This is a genomic window from Gallibacterium genomosp. 2 (assembly GCF_000771895.1).
GTDB lineage: Bacteria > Pseudomonadota > Gammaproteobacteria > Enterobacterales > Pasteurellaceae > Gallibacterium.
On sequence record NZ_JPXY01000077.1, the window covers coordinates 1 to 5,757 of the forward strand.

At 37.0% G+C, this 5,757-nt stretch carries 4 protein-coding genes; 3 read left to right on the top strand and 1 reads right to left on the bottom strand.

Translation table 11 applies throughout. The features are described 5' to 3' along the window. Positions 1-316: 316 nt before the first annotated feature. On the bottom strand, positions 317-1,777 hold the full coding sequence (dacB, locus tag P375_RS11850; protein ID WP_418904661.1) for a serine-type D-Ala-D-Ala carboxypeptidase: 1,461 nt from the start codon (positions 1,775-1,777) through the stop codon (positions 317-319). 168 nt (positions 1,778-1,945) lie between these two features. On the opposite strand from dacB, the gene greA reads away from it, so the two are divergent. The 3 genes from greA (at position 1,946) to rnd (ending at position 5,607) form a co-directional block, all read left to right on the top strand. Further along, entirely contained in the window at positions 1,946-2,422 is a 477-nt protein-coding gene (gene greA, locus P375_RS11855) for a transcription elongation factor GreA (RefSeq protein ID WP_039087163.1), read from the top strand. Positions 2,423-2,634: 212 nt separating this feature from the next. Next, positions 2,635-4,332, top strand: a complete 1,698-nt coding sequence (gene fadD, locus P375_RS11860; RefSeq protein WP_039137303.1) for a long-chain-fatty-acid--CoA ligase FadD — start codon at positions 2,635-2,637, stop codon at positions 4,330-4,332. Positions 4,333-4,473: 141 nt separating this feature from the next. Next, positions 4,474-5,607 (top strand): ribonuclease D, encoded by a 1,134-nt coding sequence (gene rnd, locus P375_RS11865; protein ID WP_039137305.1) that lies wholly within the window; start codon positions 4,474-4,476, stop codon positions 5,605-5,607. The last annotated feature ends 150 nt before the right edge of the window (positions 5,608-5,757 follow it).

The following is a 5,757-nucleotide window of genomic DNA, read 5'->3' on the forward strand; positions in this document are numbered from 1 at the left end:
TGTCCTATATGCCATAATAAAGGCAATTTGAAAAAAGAAAAAATATAAATTGCCTTCATAGTTTAATGGGGAGTTAATCCCATTTTATAATGAAAGAAATGATTGGTATTTATACATTTACTTATAATGCTGCAAATAGAGTAATGACAAAATAATTTACAAATATGGAAATCCTCATTCTATTTATAAACTATAAAATTTTTTTATTTTGATTTCACTAATAAATCTTTCTACTTTTTCCAACATTTTTTAATCCTTCAATAAAAAATATTATTCAAAACGTTTTCTTTTTTAATTTTAAGAAGATAAATAAAAATTAATCCCCATAAATCTCACGATAAAGTTGTGATTCAAAACGGACTAGCGGCGCACGTTTGGTTTTATCTTCCAAATCACCGGTGGAATAGCCGTTGATAAATTGAACGAATGCGACTTTTTCACCACGGGTGTTATTGAGGAAACCGGCGAGGTTGTAAACGCCTTTAAGGGAGCCGGTTTTAGCAATGACATTTTTCACCAACGGTGAGCCGATCAATGAACCACGACCGCTGATGGTGCCGTCAACACCGGCGATTGGGAAAGTTTGCATTAATTTGAGCGTGTTGTCGTTGCGAGCAATGTATTCCAATGCTTGCAACATCGTATTAGCGCTGATCAGATTTTGGCGTGAAAGCCCTGAACCATCGGCAATCACACTGTTACCAAAGCGGATATTGGTGTTTTTCTCTAGAATTCTTCTCACCGCCATTCCACCTAATTGGAATGTCGCTGGGCGTTTATAGTAGTAATAAGCAATTGTTCTGAATAATGCATCTGCAATTTGGTTATCAGAATGTTTCATCATTTTTTTCAACAATTCCGGCAAGGCTTTAGACTGATGAGTAGCTAAAACATTACCTTGCTGTGGTTGGAATGGTATTTGAACTCGCCCACTGAATGAAATGCCGAGATTTTTTAACATTCTTTGTGAAATCGCTACAGCATAGCTATCGGTATCTTGCACCGCAAAACTTAAACCGAATTTTTTCGGTTGACGGCGGATACAGCCTTTGAGTTGATAACGGTTATTGTCGTTACTGACCACATCAAATTGACAATAGCCCGCTTCATTGTCATTAACGATATAAACTTGGCTAAACATCTGAATTGGGTATTGAGAAGGAACATCAATACGAACTAAACTGCCAACAGAACCACTGGCATCAATGTTTACAGAAAAACAGTTACCGTCAATATTCACCGCTGCTGGTGGCGCATTAAAACACATTGTTAAATCGTTCCAAATCCAGCCCAAGCCACGGTCGTGGGAAGCAAAAATGGAGGTATCTAAAATTAAATCACCATTGATTTGGCGAATTCCTTGTTTTTTTAAAGTGGCAAGTAGGTTGTAAAGCTGTCCGCTAGTTAAGTCTGGATCTCCACTAAATTTGATAATTAAATCACCTTTTAAATGCCCATTTTCAATTTTTCCGTTGGTTAATAAGCTGGTTTGAAATTTAAATTGATCAGTTAATAGCAGCTTTGCGGCAATGGCGGTAAATACCTTTTGTGTACTTGCAGGCAACATAAACATATCGCTTTGATAGCTAGCAACGGTTTGGTTAGTGGCAAGATTTTTGGCAGCGATCGTAACATTTGTGCCTTTAGGTAATTCATTGATTAGTGGAGGCACATCAACAGTAGCATTTACGAATTGGCTAAATGTTAAACAACTTAATATAGGAAGCAGATATTTTAAAGATTTACGAATGTACGTATTGATTGAAATAGAGAAGATCATAACAACGGTTTTTAATATTGATATTTTTTGCAATGCGGTAAATAATAATAGCTCTCGTTGATTTCGTAAATCACAATTTATTATTTTTGCCACATAAGTACAATGTTTATTGCTTATGTGGTTTTGTTTTGACTGTTAATTAATACGTTAAAAGGGATCAAAATAATGCAACAAATTCCGATGACAGTACGCGGTGCTAATCTTTTACGTGAAGAACTTGATTATTTAAAGAATGTGCGTCGTCCAGAAATTATTAAAGCAATTGCCGAAGCGCGAGAGCATGGTGATTTAAAGGAAAATGCAGAATATCACGCTGCTCGTGAGCAACAGGGATTTTGTGAAGGACGTATTCAAGAAATTGAAGGCAAATTGTCTAATGCACAAATTATTGATATAACGAAAATTGCGAATAATGGACGTGTAATTTTTGGTGCAACAGTCGTGTTAGTGAATGTGGAAACTGATGATGAAGTAACTTATCAAATCGTTGGTGATGATGAAGCCGATATTAAGCAAGGGCTAATTTCGGTCAATTCACCGATTGCACGTGGTTTAATCGGTAAAGAAGTGGATGATAATGTCACGATTACAACCCCAGGCGGTAAAGTTGAGTTTGATATTATCAATGTGGAATATCGTTAATACCTCTTTTAAGCTTTAGGATTGCCCGCTTTCTTTTGAAGCGGGCGTATTTTTTGGAAAAAGCTCATTCTCATTAATTCAATCTGTATAACCAATAACCCTCTTATTGATGTTGATTGCTGATCAGTGAACGCATTCGTGATAAAAATTTTGTAAATTCTGTGATAAGATAACGACCGAATTTTAACTAGAACGATGATATAGATAAGAAAATGGATAGATTGTGGGTAAAAAATTATCCGGCTGAATCAAGAATGGATCCGAATACGTTGGCATTATCTTCTTTAGTAGAAATGTTGGAAAAAGCGGTAAGAGAACATCCGGATAGACCGGCTTATGTCAATATGGGGCAAGTTTTAACTTATCGTAAATTAGAAGAGCGTAGCCGAGCATTTGCAGCTTATTTACAGAATGAGTTGAAGTTGGAACGAGGTGATCGCGTTGCATTGATGATGCCGAATTTGTTGCAATATCCAATTGCACTGTTTGGTATTTTGCGAGCTGGTATGGTGGTGGTGAATGTTAATCCGCTTTATACTCCGAGAGAATTAGAGCATCAGCTCAAAGATAGCGGTGCAACCGCGATAGTGGTGGTTTCCAACTTTGCTTCGACATTAGAAAAAGTTGTTTTTAATACTGATGTGAAGCACGTGATTTTAACTAGAATGGGCGATCAACTTTCATTCGGTAAGCGGACGTTAGTCAATTTTGTGGTTAAATATATCAAAAAGCTAGTGCCGAAATATAAATTACCGCACGCCGTAACTTTCCGTGAAGTGTTAAGGGTTGGTAAATATCGTCAATATATTCGTCCGGAAATTGGTAAAAAAGATCTTGCATTTCTGCAATATACTGGCGGTACAACCGGTGTGGCGAAAGGAGCAATGCTCACTCACGGCAATATGATTTACAACATTGCACAGGCAAAATGGTTGGCTGAGCCTTTTGTTAAAGCTGGTAATAATCGTTATGCCACTATTATTTTGCCGATGTATCACGTTTTCTCTTTAACCGTGAATGCATTATTGTTTATTGATTTTGGACTTACTGGTATTTTAATCACTAACCCTCGTGATTTGCCTAATTTGATCAAAGAGTTAAAGCGTTATCGTCCGATAGCGATCACAGGTGTAAATACTTTATTTAATTCGTTATTACAGCAAGAAGAGTTAAAAAATGTTGATTTCTCTCAGCTAAAATTAACTGTTGGTGGTGGAGTATCTGTGCAAAAAGCGATTGCACAACGTTGGTATGATTTAACTGGTTGTCATATTTTAGAAGGTTACGGAATGACAGAGTGTTCACCGTTGATTGCTTGTAATCCAGCGAATTTCGCCGGACACGCTGGTAAAATCGGCGTGCCAGTGCCGGATACCGATATTAAAATTATGGATGATAATGGCAATGAACTTGGGCTTAATCAACCGGGTGAGCTTTGGGTGAAAGGCGCACAGGTGATGCAAGGTTATTGGAATAAACCGGAAGAAACCGCAGCAGTGTTAAAAGATGGTTGGATGGCGACCGGTGATATAGTTGAAATGGATGATGACTATCAGTTGCGTATTGTTGATCGTAAGAAGGATATGATCATTGTTTCTGGTTTTAATGTCTATCCGAATGAAGTAGAAGACGTTATTATGTTGAATCCGAAAGTGGCTGAAGCCGCTGTAATTGGTGTGCCTCATCCGGTTTCAGGAGAGATTATCAAAGCTTTTGTGGTAAAAAAAGATGAAAGTTTAACTCGGGAAGAGTTGCGTAAACATTGTCGTAGTGGTCTAACAGGTTATAAGATTCCACGAGAAATTGAGTTTCGTGAAGAGTTGCCAAAAAGTAATGTCGGAAAAATTTTACGCCGTGTTGTGCGTGATGAAGAGCTGGCAAAACGAGCAAAAATAGCAGCACAAAATTAATCTGAATTTCATCATTGGCTCAAACGCTGAAGATGACGATAATGCGTTACATATTAAGATAGTTTTCGCAAACAGTAATGTACAGTAAGGTAAATAAGGCATGGATTTCATGCCTTTCTTTTTGAAAGATAGACACGCAGAATGATTCCTTATCAATTTATTCAACAAGATTCACAATTAAAGCAGCTATGCGAACAAGCACGGCATTATTCAGTAGTGGCATTGGACACTGAGTTTGAGAGAATACGCAGTTATTATGCCAAATTAGGGTTGATTCAGCTTTATTTCGGTAAAGATGTTGCATTGATCGATCCTCTAAACATAACTGATTGGCAGCCCTTTGTTGAGTTGCTTAGTGATAAAAATGTATTGAAAATTTTGCACGCTAGTGGGGAAGATATAGAGATTTTTCATCAACAATTTCAGCAAATTCCGATGCCAATGTTAGATACTCAAATTATGGCAAATTTTTTAGGATTTCAGCAATCTGTTGGTTTTGCACTATTAGTACAACATTATTTACAGATAGAGTTGGATAAAAAAGCATCAAGAACAGATTGGTTGAAACGACCGTTAAGCGAAAGACAGCTTAATTATGCAGCGGCGGATGTCTATTATTTGTTGCCGATTTACCAAAAAATGGCGGCGGCAATGGCAAGTTCAGAGTGGAAAACAGCGATTCAACAGGAGTGTGAGCTGTTTGCACAAAAACGTTGTCGTCAAATTTCGCCGGAAAAGGCTTATTTGGATATTGGTAATGCTTGGCGTTTAAATCGAAAAGCATTGAATAATTTGAAATTTTTGGCGAAATGGCGTTTTCAGGAGGGCATAAAACGCAATATTGCCTTGAATTTTATTGTCAGTAGTGAAGGTTTGGTTCAAATGGCAATTCACGAGCCTGTTCACACCGCACAGTTATTGGATTTGGGTTTGCATCCGATGGAGATCAAAAGATATGGCAAAAAACTATTGTTGCTGTTGGAACAGGCAAAACGTGTGCCGCCGGAGCAATACCCTGATTTAATTGAAAATATTTCGGAACGTCCACATTACAAGAAATATTTAAATCTACTGCATAAAGAGTTAAAAGCAATGCTACAAAATAAAGTACCGTTACAACTTGTGGCAAGCAAAAAAGCACTGCACCAATTTTTAAAATGGTATTGGTTGGGACAATCCCAACAAAAATTACCTGATTTGCTGTGTGGTTGGCGTGCAATTTATGGCAAAAAATTATTGAATAGCCTTAAAACAGCTGTAGAAAATGAGAGTTGAATTATATTTTTTCTAAAAAATAGTATCTTTTTTTGTCAAAAAAATAATGAAAGAGAAAAAAGATTATTTTTAGATTATTTTATTTGCATAATTTATATTTTCCGCTATCTTAAAGTGCGGCGGAGATCAAAGATCTCTCAGACTGCTGAC

Bases quoted from the DNA above. Each gene is read 5' to 3' on its own strand.
- greA (WP_039087163.1), top strand. From the start codon at position 1,946: ATGCAACAAATTCCGATGACAGTACGCGGTGCTAATCTTTTACGTGAA.
- fadD (WP_039137303.1), top strand. From the start codon at position 2,635: ATGGATAGATTGTGGGTAAAAAATTATCCGGCTGAATCAAGAATGGAT.
- rnd (WP_039137305.1), top strand. From the start codon at position 4,474: ATGATTCCTTATCAATTTATTCAACAAGATTCACAATTAAAGCAGCTA.